The organism is Microcoleus sp. ARI1-B5 (genome assembly GCF_036705795.1).
Classification (GTDB): Bacteria; Cyanobacteriota; Cyanobacteriia; order Cyanobacteriales; family Microcoleaceae; genus Microcoleus.
This window is the reverse complement of record NZ_JAUBVK010000001.1, coordinates 160,772-178,585: the sequence shown is the minus strand read 5'-3', so window position 1 is coordinate 178,585 and position 17,814 is coordinate 160,772. Positions and strand designations below refer to the sequence as shown.

The window sequence follows — 17,814 nt, the reverse complement described above, 5'->3', positions numbered from 1 at the left end:
CCTCCCGGGGGACTTTGATCGGTTCCGGTTCCCCCCTTAAGAAGGGGGGCTAGGGGGGATCAGAGCCTCATTGTCAGATAGCAGACCGGCACTACGTTTGACATTAAGTTGACACGGCTTTGGGGAATGTGTAATTGGTAATTAGTAATTGGTAATTGGTAAGTGGTAAGTGGTAATTGGTAAGTGGTAATTGGTAATAGCTGAAAACTAAAAGCTAACCATGAAAAAAGCACCAATTCTCAATTCTTAATTCTCAAGGACTAATTCTCAATTCTCAATGACCAATGACTAATGACCAATGACCAATGACCAATAACCAATGACCAATTAATTACCAAATCAAAAAATGATTCGCCGACGTTCAACCCCTTGGATTCATCGCTGGTCTAGGACTGCGATCGCAGCGATCGCAGCCATCGGCGTCGTAGAAACGGCCTATCTGACGATCGCTAAATTCACGACAGGCTCAGTCATTTGTCCCACCAGCGGCTGTGACAAAGTTCTCAACAGTCCCTACGCTACAGTTTTTGGCACAGTGCCTTTAAGTTTATTAGGTTGTGTGGCTTACCTGAGCATAGCAATCCTGGCATGGGCTCCCAAAGCCGTCAACCCCGAAACTAAGAAAGGACTGCACTCTCAACTAGAAAATCAAACTTGGCAAGCGCTATTTATCATCACCGCTGCGATGGTAATTTTCAGCAGCTATTTGATGTATTTGATGGCTTTTGAAATTAAGGATCTGTGCATTTACTGCATCAGTTCCGCCGTATTTTCCCTGTCGCTGTTGGTGCTGGTGCTAGTCGGCCGCGAGTGGGAAGATATCGGACAGTTGGTGTTTACAGGCATTTTGGTGGCGATGGTGAGTTCGATCGGCGCTTTGGGACTGTATAACAGCGTCAGCTCACCTGCTCCTTTTGTTTCTTCTACCCCCGGAATTCTACCCCCTGCCGTCACTACAACCTCCGGCCCGGCACAAATTGCTTTGGCGCGCCACCTCCGACAAATCGGCGCTAAAGAATACGGCGCTTACTGGTGTCCCCACTGCCACGACCAAAAAATCCTGTTCGGCAAAGAAGCAGCCAAAATAATTGATTATTTTGAATGCGATCCCAGAGGGCAAAATTCCCGCGCTGAAATTTGCCAAGCTGCTGCTGCGAATGTTAAAGGTTTCCCGACTTGGGAGATTAAAGGTCAGTTTTATTCGGGGACGCAATCTTTGGAGAAACTCGCTGAGTTATCCGGTTACACCGGGCCGCGCAACTTTCAAAACTGACAGTAAAGCTTGAGATTTTAGATGGGAAATTTTAGATTTTTTGGGAGTAAATATCCTGGTTTTTAACGGGAGCATCTCTTTGGGAGAGTAAAAAGCTTTTTTTGAGGAGTGCGAGTTTAAGAACACAACACAGCTTGTATACACCTAGCGATCGTCCCGCTCGCAATCCTCAAAAAGCCAAACAGAGATGCTCCCTTTTAAACTTAGTTTATCGTTGTCTCCGGCTGCGAAATCAATCTAAAATATGCCATCTACAATCAATAAAAAATTAGTAAAAATTAGTTAGATAGAAAAAGTTTAAAACAAGTTGTGGCTGTTTATTAGGTGGGCGAATAAATACTAGGAATTTTACACCAAAACTCAAGAAACCGGGTTTCTACTTCCAAACTCATTGTTGAAATGACATATTTGGGTTGAGAAACCCGGTTTCTGCTGTTGCAGCCCGATCGCCCGCACCGAAAAACCCAAAAATTGGATAATCTAAAATCTAGAATCTAAAATCTAAAATCCACCGCTCGCCCGCACCGAAAAACCCAAAAATTGGAGCATCTAAAATCTCAAATCCAAAATCTCAAATCGACCCGATCGCCCCCAGATGTAAAAGCTATATCTAGTAGTAGCTTAGATGCTCTTGGGGCGAGGCGAAAATCCCCAAAATATGCTAAAAACTATCAAAAAATGGCTCGATCGAGAACGCCGAGTATTAATTACTGCGAGTGCCGTTGCCGGTACGGTGATTGTACTGCGCTGGTTCGGATTTTTGCAGGTGTGGGAATGGGCTGCTTTCGACCACTTTGTGCGCTGGCGGCCCGTCGAACCAATTGACTCGCGCATCGTGATTGTAGAAATTAACGAAGCAGACTTGCAAAAATACGGCTACCCAATTTCCGATGCTGTATTGGCCCAATTGCTCCAAAAATTGTACGCTGCTTCGCCGCGGGCGATCGGCCTCGACATTTACCGAGATTTGCCAACTCAACCGGGTAACGCCGAATTGCTCAAAACTTTTAAAACTATTCCCAACTTAATCGGCATTGAGTTGATGCCAGACGAAACCAGGTTCGGAGTTCGCCCGCCTCCGGTACTTGACAAGCTCTCGCGCATCGGTTTCAACAACGTTGTCATCGACGCTGACTCAAAAGTGCGCCGAACTTTGCTCTACGCTTGGCCTCTCGACGGCAAAACCCATGAAAGTTTCGCGCTGAGAATGGCTTTGCTTTACCTCGATCGCGAAGGGATTTCCCCAGAACCAGCAAAAGTCAATCCTAAATACTTGCAGTTAGGCAAGGGGGTGTTTCGGCGTTTTAAACCGAATGATGGTGCTTACGTGCGATCGGACAGCCGCGGCTATCAAATTCTCGCCAACCTGCGCGGCCCGCGAGGCAGTTTCCGCACTGCATCAATGAGCGACGTGCTTTCTGGCAAAGTACCGACTGATTTTGTGCGATCGCGCGCTGTCTTGATCGGCTCAACTGCACCCAGCCTCAAAGACTTTCACCAAAATGCTTACAGCTCCGGTTTGTTTGCTTCTCCCCAACAAATACCCGGAGTCGAGCTTCAGGCTCATTTCTTGAGCCAAATTTTGAGTGCAGCCCTCGACGGGCGCGAGGGTATCAAAGTTTTGCCCGAGGCTGCGGAGTTGCTGTGGATTTTACTGTGGTCGTGGGCGGGAGCCAGTGTGAGCTGGAAGTTGCGATCGCTCGGGCGATCGGCTTGGTGTTTGTCAAGTATCTGTATCGGTCTGAGTGCCAGTTTATACATAGTCTGTTTGGCAGGTTGGTGGGTGCCGTTAATTCCTCCAATCCTCAGTCTTTTGGGTTCTGGCGCCGCAGTTGTGGGTTATCTGGCTCACTTACAAGAAGAACTCAAACGGTCTAAAGAATTTTTACAATGGCTGATCGATACAATTCCCGACCCGATTTTTGTCAAAGATAGAAATCACGGCTGGGTTGTTTTGAATCAGTCATATTGTCGGTTTATCGGCTATCCTTTGGAAGTTTTAATCTGCCGCACAGATTACGATTTATTTCCCCAAGCCGAAGCCGATATATTTTGGCAGCAAGACGAATTAGTATTGCAAACTCACCAGCCGCGAGAAAATGAAGAATATTTTACCGACGCTCACGGAATTACGCATCTAATTTCGACTAAAAGATCCCTGCACAAAGATGCTGCCGGCAACCTATTTTTAGTCGGAGCGATCAGAGATATGACCGAGCGCAAGCGCCTGGAAGATGCCCTCAAGCAAAAAAATGCCGAACTCAGCCACCAAGCATATCACGATGCTCTCACCGGTTTGCCCAACCGCAAAATGTTTCACGAATCCTTGCATTCCTCTCTAGAAAGAGCTTCCAGCAATCAGGAATTGGTAGCTTTACTGTTTTTAGATTTAGATGGATTTAAGTCAATCAACGACACTCTCGGACACAATGTCGGCGATTTGCTCTTAAAAGCAGTTGCCAGTCGGCTTAAAAAATGCTTGCGCGGCAGCGATACTATCTCGCGGTTGGGCGGCGACGAGTTCACAGTCATTCTGCCCGGAATTCCAGGTCGCGAGGAAGCGGCGAAAGTAGCCGAAAAAATTTGCGCCGCTATCATGCAGCCTTTTATTTTAGAAGAACATACAGTTTCTGTAACAACGAGTATTGGGATTAGTTTGTATCCAATTGACGGTCAAGAGCCACAAAATTTAGTCATAAATGCCGATACTGCGATGTATCGTGCTAAGAATCTCGGTAAAAATCAATATCAATTTTCTTGATGAAGAAGGAAGAAGTCATTAGTGATTAGTCATTAGTCATCAGCCATCAGTCAGAAGGAAGTCGGAAGAAGGAAGTCGGAAGAAGGAAGAAGGCTATAACGCAATACGCGATTGTTAGCAGCGGTTGTTCGCAGCGAAGAACGCTATACATAAACGCGATGACATGAAAGCAATCTCTGTATCTATTTTTCACATCGTTTTGACTCTCTTAATAGTCTTAACAATCGCGTATTAGGCTATAACGGCTTCGCTCGGAGGGTAAAAAGAAGTCCGAGATCCGAGGGTTTCAGCAATGCGAGAACGTCCTCACCGTCTGGGGCGGTTGTTATGCCCGTTTAAAAAAAGAATGCAACTGCAGGCAAGCACGAAACTACGATAGTTATAATAAATTCCAAATTTTTAAATTTAAAATTGTTTAATCTGTCATCTGTCATCTGTCATTAGATAGACTTACCAAAAATATGAAACTTATTAGAGCAAACTGCCGTGTCATCTCAATGTTAAAAAATATTAAAAAAAATTGAGATTAGTTTACAAAAAGAATACAAGGGCAGGTTCGCGCTCCCAATCCTTATGCAATAAGTCATACCATGTCCGGTCGATTGACGGCGCTCGGATAGAACGCACGTGTGGAATGCGAGTCCGCAAAAAATAGCGGACTCGCATTCCACACTACAAACCGTTTTTGTTATTGTATATCGACCGGACATGATATCATTCCATCGAAAATTGTCAATCAAAAATCGAAAATAGTAGGAGACCGGAGGCGAAATTAACATCGCCAAAAAGCCTTGATTTAAAAGGGTTTACGTAAACTTACAAAAATTAATTAAAGGAAATGTAAAGAGCTCAGTGGAACTACGTAAATTCATAGATATAATAGCTGGTACAGACGTGCATCTACTGCGGTGATTTGAATAAGGCTGTGAATACTATGCGTACTTTGATTGGACTCACAACCACGGCAACCCTGGCTCTGTGCCTGCAAGTGAATACGATCGGCATCGCCAATGCCGCCTTACTTGCTGGCAATTCAACCAGCAACTCAACAACAGACCGTAGCTTGCGCGGCCCGACGCCATCGACCTCCACAGTTTTGACAGTTGCGCCAACTTCTCGGGTTCCAAATAACCCAAAAAAATACGAACCAGACCCCGACGGGAGTCCCAAAAGCGACGGTACGGGGACGCGCTGAACCCAATTTTTTAATTTTTTACTCCTGGACATTCACCATCAACGAGATTTGTCGGCCCTAGCTTTAGACACGGGATGGAAAGCGATTGACGGTTAAAAGCGCAGTCCGTAGCCTCACAGCTATTGACACTGCGCGGGATTTTCAATAAAACATTTTTAATAAAACATATGTCAACACAACGTCCGCAGGTCACAATTCCTGATACAGAGATACACTCACTACGGTCATCAAATGTGGAGCAAGAATTCCGAATTTTTGTTGCTCTGGGGCACGCATACGCTAATTCTGACAAAGCCTATCCTGTCCTCTACGTGCTAGATGCTAATGCAGTTTTTGGAACAGTTACAGAAACAGCTCGCTTTCTGGCAATGCTTAAGGAAATACCGGAAATTATCATTGTCGGTATTGGCTATCCGATCGACAGTTTTACAGAGGCAGCAGCTTTCAGGACGCGAGACTATACCATCACCACCGTTGATACCTGGTACCAAAAAACTTTCAAAGCTGTACAACCTGATGCTCCCGAATATGTTGGTTCAGGTGGAGCAGCCAATTTTCTCCAATTTGTTGGCAAAGAACTAATGCCTTTTGTCAATACAACTTACAGAACTATTCCTGAAGATAGCGCTATCTGCGGTAGTTCATTTGGTGGTTTGTTCGCACTTTATGCGTTATTCCACCAACCTCATACTTTCCGGCGCTATATCATTGGCAGCCCGACGGTATGGTGGGACGAATCAGCGATTCTCAACTATGAAAAGGAATTTGCGGCTAACAACACCCGTTTATCAGCAAAGGTGTTCATGTCAGTAGGTTCTTGTGAAAGCGATCGCATGGTGGCGGGTTTCCAGGAGATGGCTGGGATAATGCAAGATAGGCAATATCAGAATTTGGAACTGATAACACATATGTTTGAGGACGAGACTCATGTATCCGTTACTCCAGCCACAATTAGTAGAGGTTTAAGAGCCGTTTTTACTTAGGGTTGCGAGTTGAGACATTGCGGAAATATGGCATCCAGTTAGATATTCAGACTAGCCAAAAACTCCATCAGCAATTGATTAACCTCAGTTGGACGCTCTTGTTGAATCCAGTGTCCGGCACCCGGCAACAAAACCTTCTTCTTCAAGTTCGGCACTGTTTGCCCCATTCCATCAACAGCGTCTCGGTTCATCGCAATTACCCCGTCTTCCTCCCCTGCTACAAAAAGTGCAGGCTGGCGCAGCTTCGCCCCACTCAGAAAAGCTGTTAGTTCCCAGGATCGGTCTAAGTTCCGGTACCAGTTCAGCCCGCCTCGAAAACCTGTTCGTTCAAACTCGCCTGTAAAAAAGTCGATATCTTGTTTGGTTAACCAAGCAGGAAGCGTCTGTGGCAGGGCGCCAGTGTCAAGAAACTTCTCAGACTTACTGAACAGAGGGCGCAATCGATGCTGGGGCGGTGCGTCTCCCGAACCGGAGTAGAGTAAGATGCTTATCGTCTTGCGGACATCTGCTTCGAGTTGGGCCTCGGCTAATCCTGGTTCCTGGAAATACAACTGGTAAAACTGCTGGTTTTCGCCTACCATGCGTTTCAGCGCTTCTGTAGGACGGATGGAAGTCCAAAGTCGGGGCTTGTAAGGGACACTCAGCAGAACGATCGCCCTAAAAATATCTGGTCTTAACAGGGCGCAATACCGGGCAACAACAGCCCCCCAGTCATGACCCGCGATGACCGCCTGTTCTTGATTGAGGGCATCAACAAGACCAACAATATCTGCGGTTAATTCGAGAATGTTGTAAGCTTCGATAGGTTCGGGTCGATCGGTTTGACCGTAGCCGCGTTGATCTGGCGCTACGACGTGGTAACCTGCCTCGGACAGTGCTGTTAGCTGGTGCCGCCAGGAATACCAAGATTCTGGGAAGCCGTGGCACAAAACGACTAACGGGCCGGAACCCTGTTGGGCAATGTGCATCTTGATGCCATTTGTATTGATGAATCGGTGCGTTACTAGCGCCATAGTTTAATCACTAAATCCGAACACTTATAGGGCTTGTGTGGTTCTAACGCTTTCTTTGTACCAATGGGTGTTCTGGATTAAAGTGTGACTGCACCAAGCCGGATCGGTCAGGGGATAGTCCACCCGGTAGTGACCGCCGCGACTTTCCGTGCGAAACGCAGCACTTTTGAGAATTAAGTAGCCAATATCCAATAAATTGCCCACTTCCCCCCAATTTCGCAAAACCGAGCTATTCTCCGCATCAGCCGGCGAAAAATCAATAATTTGTCCGGGCCGTAAATTATCAAGTGCTTGACTCAAAGCCAAAGAAGCAAATTCTTGCCGCCAAATCTCAACTTGGACGATCGCACTTTCCAAATCGCGCATTCCCCGGCAAATTCCCGCACTCTGCCACACCAAACTCGGCAATTCTACCCGCAACTTTTCGATCGCCTGAATATCCTGTTGTGAAATCGATTTTTCTAAGATTTCCCCTGCATCTTCATCATCGGGGAATGCCTTAGACTTTTCACCTTCTACCTGCAAAAGTCCCATTTGCGCGCCAAACACCAGACATTCCAGCAGCGAATTGCTCGCCAACCGGTTAGCGCCGTGCACCCCCGTGCTGGCAGTTTCTCCCACCGCGTACAAACCCGGAATCGAAGTTTGGTTGAACTTATCAGCCACAATCCCTCCCATCCAGTAATGGGCGGCGGGCGTCACGGGCACCGGTTCGGAAAAAATATCAATTCCCCAATCAGCGCACACTTGAATAATATTCGGAAACCTGTAGCGCAGCCGATCGACCGCAATCGGGCGCAAATCCAGCCAAACGTGAGGTTCCCCCGTCTTCTGCAAGTGGCGGAAAATAGCGCGGCTGACAACATCGCGAGGGGCGAGTTCCCCGCTGGGGTGAGAATCAAAAGCAAAGCGATATCCCTTGCTGTCAACCAAATGAGCTCCTTCTCCGCGCACCGCTTCGCTAATGAGAAACCGAGGCGCGCCCACTTTGCTGAGTGCCGTCGGGTGAAACTGCACAAATTCTAAATCTCGCAGCAGCGCCCCGGCGCGCCAAGCAATGGCTACCCCGTCCCCGGTACTTACCGACGGATTGGTCGTTTGAGCAAAAACCTGTCCGCCGCCGCCTGTCGCCAGCACCACGGCTTGGGCCTGCAGCCATTTGACTTGTGAGCCGCAAATCGAGCTAATCCCCTGACAGCGCCCGGTTTCGTCGTCTAGCCACAGACTCAAAGCAAAGGCAGGGGATACGAGGTGAATGTTTTTGCGGCTCAATACTTTTGCTGTCAGGGTACTGATAACGGCTTTGCCCGTAGTGTCGGCGGCGTGGAGAACTCGGCGGCGGGAGTGGGCGGCTTCTAGGGTGAGGGCTAAATCTGGGCCGGTGCGATCGAATGCAACGCCCATTTTTACGAGGGAGTCTATGCAAGCAGGAGCTTCTTCTACTAAAAATTGCACCGCCTCCAAATCGCAAAGACCGGCTCCTGCAGCCAGTGTATCTTTAACGTGCAGCGCTGCAGAATCTTCAGGGGCGATCGCCGCAGCAATCCCTCCTTGGGCCCAATCGCTGGCAGAAACAGGCAAGATATTTTTATTGATCAAGCCCACGTGCAAATGTTCTGGGAGGCAAAGTGCCGTGTACAAACCGGCTGCGCCAGCACCTATCACCAATACGTCAAATTTGTCAGTCATAAGTCGGGCGATTTTAGATTTTAGATTTTAGATTTTAGATTTTAAAATTAACTTTACAGATTAATCTGGGGAATATAACTGTCGATTTTATATTTGACTCTACAGATGACTTGAGGGGCGGGAACTGTCCATTTTAGATTGAATAATTGAATAATTTCATCTACAGATGAATCTGGATTTAAACTAATATCTAAAATTTTTGGCTCTCCACAACATCGGAGCCTTGTATCCGTCTTTGGGTTCGATCCTGTTTCAAGGCATTCGGCATTCATCAGCCGGAGCCCTAAGCCAGAAGCCAGAAGCCAGAAGCCAGAACCCACAAGCCCTAAGCCCTAAGCCCTAAGCCATAATTCATGAATTAACAAAAAATTAGTTCAGACTAATGACTCATGACTAATGACTCATGACTAATGACTCATGACTAATGACTCATGACTAATGACTCATGACTTCTACCGAATGCCTTCAAAAGAGGCCCGCTGCTATCTAGTCGTAGAGACCGTTATTCAACCTGGTGTCTCCTTCAATAAAGACTGATTCGACATCAGTTACGGTGAATTTGTCCAGGTTAGCTTGCAGCACCTTTTTCTGAGCTTCCGTCAACCCTGAAATGTTGAGTACGTCCTCAACTTTTTCGTAAGGAGCATTCTTAATAATTTGTCCAGCTAAAGTGGGATACAGCCCTCGAAATTCGCGAAAGTCCCGGACGGCGCTGTTGTTCAAATCAAGTTTTTTGCCGTATTCTGTGGCAAGCTTGTCATCGGCGCGATTGGTTCTAGCCGGAGCTTCAACCGCTATGAGCGAGGATGATGGCAAGACGATGCGGCTCAAGGTCGCCGCGATCGCGCTCGTGTCTCCAGCCCATGCAAAGCAGCCCAGCACTAAGCCCAATACTGCCAATAGACGACCCAATCGTTTCATGAAGTTTTGTCTCCCAATTTCATACACAGCATTTATGTAGAGACTACCATTTTGCTTATGCAGTTTTTCAGATAAATCCGCAGCAAGCAGAGGACTGTTAACAAAATTTACATTTACCTATTGACAGTGCGGTAAATATATGATATGGATCGAGGCGCTCGGTTAATTTTTGGGCCCGCCCCCAATTTTCTAGCTATCGGGAACTCTTTCCTTTGGTTTTCAGAAAAGCGTTCAAGTCAGTATAAGTACCCCCGTAAGTCACGCTGGGAGTGTCGTAACCCTTCAAAGCAACAGTGTGCTGCTCGAAAGCGTCCTGGGCCCCCAATTGGGTCAGGTATTGGTAGGTGGTTGCTCCTACGGCGATATCCTTGCCGAGTTGCTTGGTGCAAGATTCCAGGCGAAATGCTGCGTTGACAGTATCTCCCAAGGCGGTGTAGTCCGATCGGTCGCTGCTACCAGAATTTCCCACCATTGCATAACCGGTATTGATTCCAGCCCCGACTCGCAAAGGAAAAGGCAGGGGGTAACGGCTGCTGAGTTCGTCTGTTGCCTTGTGCAGTTCGCTCAAAGCTTGGCAAATCCGCATCATTTCCTCGCTGCTAACACCGTCGGGTTTGTGGAACCAGACAGCCATGATCGCATCGCCGATGTATTTGTCCACCCAACTGCCGTGTTCGCGAATGATGTGTCCTGCTTTGCGGAACCAATTCCCAATGACTTCAGAAAGCAGAGTTTCGTCTAGCTGTCTGGTCAAAACTGTAAAGTCTCGGATGTCCATTACCATGACGCTGATCAGGCTGCGCACCGTCAAAGTCGCCGTAAAATCTTCCGAGTCTGTGTCGTGTATGCGATCGAGCCGGCGGCCTGCTGTTGGGTGATGGAAGTCCAACTCGGTTTGACCGAAAATAATTCGATCGCCATTTCTGAGCGTGACAGGAATGCTCACCCGCCGCCCGTTGACAAAGGAACCGTTGCGGCTTCCCAAGTCGATCAGGTAAAACTCTCCGGTCTCCATTTGCTGTAGCATCGCGTGATTGCGGGAAATCCAGCGATCGGTCAATACAAAATTATTGTCATCATTCCGCCCTACTGTCCAGCAATTGCTGCCGGAGAGCGGCAAGTAGCGATTGCCGCTTTCTGTACGAAGTAACAAATGTGGATTGGCTTGCAAAGTCACCACAGCCCTAGAAACAACATCAAGTCAACCGATTTGAGGTTTTCAACTTTAAATCTTAACTTTACCGCGCGGCTTATAACTGAGATTGCTGGTAAAAAACCTCAAATTGGCTGCTCTAAAATCTCAAATTGTTTAGTCGATCGTCGATGCACCGAACCTTTCGCAGGATTGCCCAACCGCGCGGACGATCGCCAGCGCTGCGGTAGTTATGGTTCGATCTTAAGCCAAAGTGTCATATTTTTCACCCCAAAGATGTATCTGGGGAATTAAATTTGCTGCTTTTTGGCCAAAATATAACTTATTTATGCTTCTGTTGCCCCGAAAAAACAGGAAAATGGCTCTCGTGCTCAGACCGAGTGTTGTTAACACCAGGTATCTTTAAGATTTGTTGCTTAACTTCCGGTTTTTGAAGAAATCAACAAAGCCTTGGACGGGTTGCGGCGGTCAATCAATTAGAAACACGAGAATTTTATGTTGTCGAAAAGAATTTTGCCTTGTCTGGATGTGAAAGCCGGCCGCGTGGTCAAAGGTGTCAATTTTGTCAACCTTAAGGATGCTGGCGATCCGGTAGAAATGGCTCAGGTATACAATGATGCGGGTGCTGATGAGTTGGTGTTTCTAGACATTACGGCGACGCACGAAGACCGGAACATTATGATTGATGTGGTGTACCGAACTGCCGATCGAGTATTTATCCCTTTGACGGTGGGCGGCGGCATTCAATCCTTGGACACTATTAAAAGTTTGTTGAGGGCGGGCGCTGATAAGGTGAGCATTAATTCGGCGGCGGTGCGCGATCCGAGTTTGATTGACAAAGCGAGCGATCGATTTGGCAATCAGTGTATTGTATTGGCGATCGACGCCCGCAAACGCCAAGATGCCGATAATCCCGGTTGGGATGTCTACGTGCGCGGAGGGCGAGAAAATACTGGAAAAGATGCGATCGTCTGGGCCAAGGAAGCCGAACAGCGCGGCGCGGGCGAAATTCTAGTGACAAGCATGGACTCTGACGGCACTCAGGCAGGTTACGACTTGTCATTAACCCGCAGCATCGCCGAAGTGGTGGAAATTCCCGTCATTGCTTCCGGCGGCGCCGGCAACTGTCACCACATCTACGAAGCCGTCACTGAGGGCAAAGCAGAAGCTGCACTGCTGGCTTCCCTGCTGCATTACGGGCAACTAAGCGTCGGAGAAATTAAGACTTATCTGGCAAAATGTCAAGTTCCCGTGCGGCAGCAGTAGTTCAGTTGTCAGTTATCAGCATCTGATATCTTCCAGCAACAGGCAGGATGCCTGTTCCACGATAATTACATTTTCTTGTGGGGTGGGAAATCCGCCCACCCCGATCGGCCTTATTGCAAATTGTGCCTGATGTCAAGTGCATTAAACAGTTGACAGTTGACAGTTGACAGTTGACAGTTGACAGCTTGCCCGAAAAGCCAGCTGTTGGGCGTTGCCCGAAAAGCCGGTCGTTGGGTGGACAGTTGACAGTTGGATAGTACGGGAATCAAACCATTTATGCTTGACGGATATCGGCTCTATTCATGAGGTTATTTATGTTCTCACGCCATGTGGCGGTTGCTATACCAGTGAAAAAAAGAATCCAATTGCAGACAACCTGAAAACCACACAATCAGTCATTCCCAATTCTAAAATCTAAAATCTAAAATCTAAAATCTAAAATTCTAGGGCTTCTGGCGATGCACCATACTCATCTATCGGAAGACACAAAGCCAAAATATTCCCTGAGAAGGATTTCAAATATCAGCTTTTTCAGCTAAATATTATATATTAGCTCAATTAGAGAGAGAGCAACTGCTAAATTCAGTTGTTTTTATCAAACTTGAGTTAAAGATTGTGCAGAATTTGAGTGAAAGTCAGCCTGTTAACAATCTCAGCGCTCAAAACTTCTAAAAACGGAGAATTTTTGTATGTCTTTTATCAGCTTTAACTTTCCTGTCAAGCGTTTAGTTAGCAGTTTAATAGCTGTTTGTTTTTGTGCTTTGATGTTTGTTTCTAGTGCTTTCCCAGCTTTTGCCGTTACCAGCAGCCCCACCAAAGGTGAAGATAAACTTTTGGGGATTGAGAAAGAAGCTCAAGAAGTTGTCTTGAAAAACCCGATGTCTCTCGAAGAAACTCAAGAAAAAACCAGCAAAGGGCCTAACGAAGTTCAGGGAGACGCTGACCTTGAAAAAATGAAAAATCCTTCCAATACAAACGCTACATCCTTTGAGCAACAAGTCAAAAAGGCTGTCAGCAAAATCAAAGACTAACTGCACAGTTATCAGCCTTAAAAAGTAGGGACACGGCACTGCCGTGTCCTTATCGTTTTTGTGTCCGATCTCTATTTAGCTGTAGTTTTAATAATTGATATCAGAGCGTTCGATCGTTCGGAATGAAAGTCCGCATCCATTACGCTTGACTTGCATTCCGAACGATCGAACCAATTCTCTTGTGTTGTTCTCGGAGGACACGATATCAGATCGAATAAAAAAGTGGAAATGACTTGGCATCTTTCGGCTTGACGAACACTCTTTGCTGCGGCTGCAACTGCAAGTTATCGAATCTTTCTCTGGTTAAATTAGCATTCACTACTTGACCGTCATCTAAGGTTAATTCTACCTGAATTTCCCATCCCAAATGAATCAAGCGACTGATTCTTGCAGGCACTGTTGCACTATTTTCTGTAGTTTCAATTACCACGTCGTGAGGGCGCAAGAAAATCTCCGGGTTGGCTGAGTCAAAGCCGTTGTCTTGAAACATTCTCGAACTGCTGGGCAAGACATTGACTGGGCCGATAAAACTCATGACGAATGCACTGGCTGGATGGTCGTAAATTTCTGCGGGCGTGCCTACTTGTTCGATTTTACCTTTATTCATTACTGTAATTCGATCGGCAACTTCCATCGCTTCTTCTTGGTCGTGCGTCACAAAGACTGTGGTAACGTGTACCTCGTCGTGGAGTCGGCGCAACCAAGCGCGCAAATCTTTGCGGACTTTGGCATCTAGAGCTCCAAAAGGTTCGTCTAGCAGCAACACTTTCGGTTCCACAGCCAGGGCTCTGGCGAGGGCCACCCGCTGCCGCTGCCCTCCTGAAAGTTGCGACGGGTATCTGTCGCCCAATCCTGCTAATTGCACTAAATTCAACAATTCTTCTACCCGCGATTTGACTTTCGCCGGTGCAGTTTTCTGAATTTCCATGCCGAAGGCGATGTTTTTTCGCACTGTCATGTGCTTGAATAGCGCGTAGTGCTGAAACACAAATCCAATTTTGCGGTCTTGGACGCTGGTATTTGTGGCATCTTCGCCTGTCAGCCAGATTTTGCCGGAGTCGGGCATTTCTAAACCTGCAATCAGCCGCAGCAGGGTAGATTTGCCGGAACCAGACGGGCCCAGCAGTGCGACTAGGGAACCTGATTCAATCTGCAAGCTGACTCGATCGAGTGCTTGGAAACTGCCAAACTGTTTTGATACGTTTTCGACGACTATGCCCATAGGAAGTTCGGCAACGGATTCTGTAACGGATGTAACGGATGTAACGGATCTAACGAATGGAAGTCCGAGGGAAGTCGAGAAATGGAAGTCGGAAAAATATTAATCTCCGGTTTTGAAGTCGGGGAATAGTAGTTTTATAACACGCTCGCACATCCGTTTGCTAATTTTAGGGTTTTTGCGATCGGTCGATCGAGAAAACTACCAAATTAATTAGAACGGCCTCCGCTTTGACAGAGGAATGCGAGGGGGCGAAACTCGGATGCAAACCATAGAGAAATTCCGCTCAAAAACCGGATTTTGACGGCCCGCGCGGGCCGTCAAAACAAAACAACACAATTCTTTGCCACCAAAGTTGGCGTTTGGTACTACAATGCAGCAAAAGTTCAAGCATTTTTGACTTCAAAGGCTGAGGGGATAAAGGAAAATGGGAGATGTTGGACGTGTGCCTGTAGGAATTATCGGCGCTTCAGGTTACGGCGGCGTGCAACTTGTGCGACTGCTGGCGGATCACCCAGCGGCGGAAGTAGTGTATGTGGGCGGGGATAGCAGTGCGGGAAAACCTTTTTCCAGCCTTTATCCGCATCTGACTAACTGCATTGACTTGACTGTCGAGGCGATCGACCTAGATAAAATAGCGGCAAAATGTGAAGTTGTGTTTCTGTCGCTGCCTAACGGTTTAGCTTGCCAAATGGCACCGACGCTGATCGAAAAAGGCTGCAAAGTCTTGGATTTGTCCGCTGACTACAGATTTGAAAATCTGGACACTTACAAAGCTTGGTACGGCGGCGAGCGATCGGACTCTGAAGTCGCTGCAACCGCTGTTTACGGTTTGCCAGAATTGTACCGCGATCGAATTAAAGACGCTCAGTTAGTAGGCTGTGCCGGCTGCTACGTCACTGCTAGTTTATTAGCGCTGGCACCTTTGCTCAAACAAGGTCTCATCGTGCCAGAAACAGCAATTATCGACGCCAAATCCGGTACTTCAGGAGGGGGCCGCAAAGCCGAAGTTAATCTGTTGTTGGCTGAAGCAGAGGGCTCTCTGGGCGCTTACGGCGTTGGCCGCCACCGCCACACGCCAGAAATCGAGCAAATTTGCAGCGCTTTAGCCGGACAAGATATCAAAGTCCAATTTACTCCCCACCTAATTCCGATGGTGCGGGGAATTCTGGCAACTGTTTACTCAACTCTGCGCGATCCGGGGTTGGTGCGAGAAGACTTAATCACCATTTTCACCGCTTTTTACCGCAATTGTCCTTGGGTAAAAGTGTTGCCGGCTGGGGTTTATCCGCAAACCAAATGGGCTTGCGGCACCAATCTTTGTTATATCGGCGTGGAAGTCGATCCGCGCACAGACAGGGTGATTGTGCTGTCGGCGATCGACAATTTAATTAAAGGTCAAGCCGGCCAAGGCATCCAGTGCATGAACTTAATGATGGGTTGGGAAGAAACTTTGGGTTTGCCGCAATTGGCTTTCTATCCTTAATTATTGGCAATGGGTAATTGGGATTAGTGTCAACAATCGCCTAAAACCATTGATAAATCTCGTTTGTAGCCTCTTGCCAGATCCCCCTAAATCCCCCTTAACAAGGGGAGTAGGGGTTGACGCAAGAATGCTTCTTGTCCCCCCCTTAAGAAGGGGGGCGCCAGGGCGATCGAGCCTTGGTGGTAAACAGCAGTCTGTGACTAAGTTTGACCTGGTTGTTGACACCAATGGATAATGGGGAATTACCAATTACCGATCGCTATTTCGGCCCGTAGCCGATCGAGCCTGCGTAAATCGCCCGATCGCCCAATTCGTCCTCAATCCGCAATAAACGGTTGTATTTGGCAACTCGTTCGCTGCGGCACAGAGAACCAGTCTTGATTTGACCGGCGCGAGTCGCCACCGCTAAATCAGCAATTGTGGTATCTTCAGTTTCACCGGAACGGTGGCTGATGACCGATCGATAGCTGTTCCGTTTGCCCAGGTCGATCGTATCCAAAGTCTCAGTCAAAGAACCAATTTGATTCAGCTTAATCAAAATCGAATTGCTAGCTTTCAAATCAATCCCTTTTTGCAAGCGCGTGCGATTAGTAACAAACAAATCGTCACCCACCAATTGAACTTTGCTGCCCATTTTCTGAGTCAGCGCTACCCAACTGTCCCAATCGTCTTCGTGCAAACCATCTTCAATGGAAACGATCGGATATTGTCCGACCAAACCGTCCAAATAATCGATTAATTCTGCCGGGGAATGAGCCACACCGTCGTAAGTGTACTGCCCGTCTTTGTAAAACTCGCTAGCAGCAACATCCAAAGCCAAAGCAACTTGTTCCCCAGGCTTGTAACCAGCTTTTTCAATTGCCATCATCAACAAATCCAAAGCTTCCTGATTGGAACCCAAATTCGGAGCAAAACCGCCTTCATCGCCCACGCCAGTCAGCAAATTTTTGCCTTTTAAAACTTTGGCGAGACTAGCAAATACTTCTGCTCCCCAGCGCAAAGCTTCCTTAAAAGATGGCGCTCCCACCGGTACAATCATAAACTCTTGAATGTCTACGTTGTTGTCCGCGTGGGAACCGCCGTTGATGACGTTCATCAAAGGCACGGGTAAAACGTTAGCTAGAGCGCCGCCCAAGTACCGGTAAAGGGGGAGTCCTAAAGTATCGGCGGCCGCCTTTGCTGTGGCTAAGGAGACTCCGAGAATGGCATTTGCGCCGAGGTTGGATTTGTTGGGGGAACCGTCCAAGTCAATCATGGTTTGGTCTACCAGTGCTTGGTCGATCGCATCCAGATTAGCCAAAGCGGGGGCAATTTTGTGTTCGACGTTAGCGACGGCTTTCAGGACTCCTTTGCCGCCGTAACGGCTTTTGTCGTCGTCTCGCAATTCGTGGGCTTCAAAAGAGCCTGTAGACGCGCCGCTGGGGACTTGGGCGAGTCCGACAACACCGTTGGCCAGGTAAACTTCAGCTTCGATGGTGGGGCGGCCGCGGGAGTCGAGGATTTCTCTGGCTTGAATAGATTCGATCGCAGTGTCTTGCATATTAACGATTCCTGACTTAACTCAAGGTTTGATGACAATTAGCATTCAGTAGGTTTTCGGTAACTGACTGCTGACGGGTAATAGAGTACGCGATCCCCAGAATTATTGGTGCACAGTTCAAAATATTTGCGGATTTGGGCGGCTTGCTGTCAATAAGCTATGCTTGTTGCAGTACCATCTCTGGCAATTTTGACAGTAATTTGACTTTTTTAACCGCAGATTCACCCAGAGTTGGTAATTGGAACCTTTGTTAAAATCACAATATCAACAAAGTCAATCAACAA

13 protein-coding genes are annotated in these 17,814 nt (G+C 47.4%); 7 read left to right on the top strand and 6 right to left on the bottom strand.

The window, feature by feature from the left end:
- The first annotated feature begins 346 nt into the window (after positions 1 to 346).
- The 4 genes from QUB63_RS00795 to QUB63_RS00780 all read left to right on the top strand — a co-directional run bounded on the left by QUB63_RS00795 (position 347) and on the right by QUB63_RS00780 (position 6,212).
- Entirely contained in the window at positions 347 to 1,273 is a 927-nt protein-coding gene (locus QUB63_RS00795) for a vitamin K epoxide reductase family protein (protein ID WP_332942858.1), read from the top strand.
- Positions 1,274 to 1,898: 625 nt separating this feature from the next.
- Positions 1,899 to 4,034: a CHASE2 domain-containing protein gene (locus QUB63_RS00790; protein ID WP_442921743.1), complete on the top strand. Its 2,136-nt coding sequence runs from the start codon at positions 1,899 to 1,901 to the stop codon at positions 4,032 to 4,034.
- A 934-nt stretch (positions 4,035 to 4,968) separates the two neighbouring features.
- Positions 4,969 to 5,229: a hypothetical protein gene (locus tag QUB63_RS00785; RefSeq protein ID WP_332942856.1), complete on the top strand. Its 261-nt coding sequence runs from the start codon at positions 4,969 to 4,971 to the stop codon at positions 5,227 to 5,229.
- 167 nt (positions 5,230 to 5,396) lie between these two features.
- Positions 5,397 to 6,212 (top strand): alpha/beta hydrolase, encoded by an 816-nt coding sequence (locus tag QUB63_RS00780; protein WP_332942855.1) that lies wholly within the window; start codon positions 5,397 to 5,399, stop codon positions 6,210 to 6,212.
- Between the two features lie 38 nt (positions 6,213 to 6,250).
- Here the strand turns inward: QUB63_RS00780 and QUB63_RS00775 are convergent, their stop codons facing one another.
- From QUB63_RS00775 to QUB63_RS00760, 4 genes are all read right to left on the bottom strand, one after another.
- Complete coding sequence (locus tag QUB63_RS00775; RefSeq protein WP_332942854.1) at positions 6,251 to 7,225, bottom strand: alpha/beta fold hydrolase; 975 nt, start codon at positions 7,223 to 7,225, stop codon at positions 6,251 to 6,253.
- A 24-nt stretch (positions 7,226 to 7,249) separates the two neighbouring features.
- The gene (nadB, locus tag QUB63_RS00770) at positions 7,250 to 8,914 is read right to left on the bottom strand and encodes an L-aspartate oxidase (RefSeq protein WP_332942853.1); all 1,665 of its coding nucleotides are present in this window, start codon (positions 8,912 to 8,914) and stop codon (positions 7,250 to 7,252) included.
- Between the two features lie 486 nt (positions 8,915 to 9,400).
- Entirely contained in the window at positions 9,401 to 9,835 is a 435-nt protein-coding gene (gene psbU, locus QUB63_RS00765) for a photosystem II complex extrinsic protein PsbU (RefSeq protein ID WP_332942852.1), read from the bottom strand.
- 193 nt (positions 9,836 to 10,028) lie between these two features.
- Complete coding sequence (locus QUB63_RS00760) at positions 10,029 to 11,015, bottom strand: adenylate/guanylate cyclase domain-containing protein (protein WP_332942851.1); 987 nt, start codon at positions 11,013 to 11,015, stop codon at positions 10,029 to 10,031.
- 468 nt (positions 11,016 to 11,483) lie between these two features.
- Between QUB63_RS00760 and hisF the strand changes: the two genes are divergently transcribed.
- Both hisF and QUB63_RS00750 read left to right on the top strand, forming a co-directional pair.
- Positions 11,484 to 12,254 (top strand): imidazole glycerol phosphate synthase subunit HisF, encoded by a 771-nt coding sequence (gene hisF, locus QUB63_RS00755; RefSeq protein WP_332942850.1) that lies wholly within the window; start codon positions 11,484 to 11,486, stop codon positions 12,252 to 12,254.
- A gap of 689 nt (positions 12,255 to 12,943) precedes the next feature.
- Complete coding sequence (locus QUB63_RS00750) at positions 12,944 to 13,285, top strand: low temperature-induced protein (RefSeq protein ID WP_332942849.1); 342 nt, start codon at positions 12,944 to 12,946, stop codon at positions 13,283 to 13,285.
- A gap of 205 nt (positions 13,286 to 13,490) precedes the next feature.
- On the opposite strand, the gene QUB63_RS00745 is transcribed toward QUB63_RS00750, so the two are convergent.
- Positions 13,491 to 14,507 carry a sulfate/molybdate ABC transporter ATP-binding protein gene (locus QUB63_RS00745; protein WP_332942848.1) on the bottom strand — a complete coding sequence of 339 codons (1,017 nt, stop codon included), beginning with the start codon at positions 14,505 to 14,507 and terminating at the stop codon, positions 13,491 to 13,493.
- A 424-nt stretch (positions 14,508 to 14,931) separates the two neighbouring features.
- Between QUB63_RS00745 and argC the strand changes: the two genes are divergently transcribed.
- Positions 14,932 to 15,990 (top strand): N-acetyl-gamma-glutamyl-phosphate reductase, encoded by a 1,059-nt coding sequence (argC, locus tag QUB63_RS00740; RefSeq protein WP_332942847.1) that lies wholly within the window; start codon positions 14,932 to 14,934, stop codon positions 15,988 to 15,990.
- 259 nt (positions 15,991 to 16,249) lie between these two features.
- Here argC and eno read toward each other — a convergent pair whose 3' ends face one another.
- The gene (eno, locus tag QUB63_RS00735) at positions 16,250 to 17,530 is read right to left on the bottom strand and encodes a phosphopyruvate hydratase (RefSeq protein ID WP_442921744.1); all 1,281 of its coding nucleotides are present in this window, start codon (positions 17,528 to 17,530) and stop codon (positions 16,250 to 16,252) included.
- Positions 17,531 to 17,814 lie beyond the last annotated feature (284 nt).

What these genes read in the sequence shown, in the direction of transcription:
- QUB63_RS00795 (WP_332942858.1), top strand. Translation starts at nt 347, where the DNA reads ATGATTCGCCGACGTTCAACCCCTTGGATTCATCGCTGGTCTAGGACT.
- QUB63_RS00790 (WP_442921743.1), top strand. Translation starts at nt 1,899, where the DNA reads ATGCTCTTGGGGCGAGGCGAAAATCCCCAAAATATGCTAAAAACTATC.
- QUB63_RS00785 (WP_332942856.1), top strand. Translation starts at nt 4,969, where the DNA reads ATGCGTACTTTGATTGGACTCACAACCACGGCAACCCTGGCTCTGTGC.
- QUB63_RS00780 (WP_332942855.1), top strand. Translation starts at nt 5,397, where the DNA reads ATGTCAACACAACGTCCGCAGGTCACAATTCCTGATACAGAGATACAC.
- QUB63_RS00775 (WP_332942854.1), bottom strand. Translation starts at nt 7,225, where the DNA reads ATGGCGCTAGTAACGCACCGATTCATCAATACAAATGGCATCAAGATG.
- nadB (WP_332942853.1), bottom strand. Translation starts at nt 8,914, where the DNA reads ATGACTGACAAATTTGACGTATTGGTGATAGGTGCTGGCGCAGCCGGT.
- psbU (WP_332942852.1), bottom strand. Translation starts at nt 9,835, where the DNA reads ATGAAACGATTGGGTCGTCTATTGGCAGTATTGGGCTTAGTGCTGGGC.
- hisF (WP_332942850.1), top strand. Translation starts at nt 11,484, where the DNA reads ATGTTGTCGAAAAGAATTTTGCCTTGTCTGGATGTGAAAGCCGGCCGC.
- QUB63_RS00750 (WP_332942849.1), top strand. Translation starts at nt 12,944, where the DNA reads ATGTCTTTTATCAGCTTTAACTTTCCTGTCAAGCGTTTAGTTAGCAGT.
- QUB63_RS00745 (WP_332942848.1), bottom strand. Translation starts at nt 14,507, where the DNA reads ATGGGCATAGTCGTCGAAAACGTATCAAAACAGTTTGGCAGTTTCCAA.
- argC (WP_332942847.1), top strand. Translation starts at nt 14,932, where the DNA reads ATGGGAGATGTTGGACGTGTGCCTGTAGGAATTATCGGCGCTTCAGGT.
- eno (WP_442921744.1), bottom strand. Translation starts at nt 17,530, where the DNA reads ATGCAAGACACTGCGATCGAATCTATTCAAGCCAGAGAAATCCTCGAC.